The organism is Cellulomonas sp. P2_B4, from assembly GCF_056404795.1.
This window is the reverse complement of the sequence record NZ_JBFUDI010000043.1, coordinates 1-710: the sequence shown is the minus strand read 5'-3', so window position 1 is coordinate 710 and position 710 is coordinate 1. Positions and strand designations below refer to the sequence as shown.

Below are 710 nucleotides of genomic sequence, written 5' to 3'. Positions count from 1 at the left end.
CGGCCAACACGACGCTGGCACTTGCCGACGCCTGCCCGCCTATCGTGCTCTCAGCCGCGCCCTGACTGGTTCACAGGCGACGATGAACGGTGATGGCGTCCGGGGCTTGGCTCCGGACGCTATTTTTTTGTCCGTCGCAGATCAGGCGCCAGCCCGCGCCGCGTCGATCGAGCGCTTCCAGTGCTCCTGTTGCGAGCCGATCAGGTCGCCACAGGCGGCGATCATTTCGAACGTCGGCTCGCGCATCGCCGCGAGGACATCGTCGGCCTCGGTCGCGAAGGCCTGCCAGCGGGTCCATGTCCGGCCGGTGGCGGCGCCCTCGCCGATACAGACCTCGTCCGGGTCGCGCCCCTCGCGAGCGCACAGGACGCGGGCGATGCGTTCAATCATGGTGTCAGCCATCGGCGGCGACTGGTTCGGCACGCGGAATCCATTTTTTGTATGCCTCGCGCTTTTCGGCCTCCCGCTGTTTGTCATAGGCGGTCTGGTACGCGATCAGGAAGTCGGCGACCTCGTCGCGCATCAGCGCCCCCAGCTTGTACGCCAGATCGCGGCTCACATCGTATTTCCCGCTCAAGGTCACATGGAACCCGGCGCGATCGACGCCGAGGCGGCGGGCCGCTTCGGAGACGCTCAGCCCGTAGGCGGGCAGCAGCGTTTCCTTGATGAAGATGCCCGGATGCTTGTCGATCGGCGGCTGAGTCCGAACG

At 66.3% G+C, this 710-nt stretch carries 2 protein-coding genes; both read right to left on the bottom strand.

Features of this window, described 5'->3' with window-relative positions:
* Positions 1-141: 141 nt before the first annotated feature.
* Positions 142-390, bottom strand: a complete 249-nt coding sequence (locus AC1DZC_RS19970) for a hypothetical protein (protein WP_477044482.1) — start codon at positions 388-390, stop codon at positions 142-144.
* Between the two features lie 4 nt (positions 391-394).
* On the bottom strand, positions 395-710 hold a 316-nt coding region (locus AC1DZC_RS19965; RefSeq protein WP_477044481.1), incomplete at its 5' end, for a helix-turn-helix transcriptional regulator.

Coding starts and splice junctions, on each gene's coding strand:
- AC1DZC_RS19970 (WP_477044482.1), bottom strand. CDS start 390: ATGATTGAACGCATCGCCCGCGTCCTGTGCGCTCGCGAGGGGCGCGAC.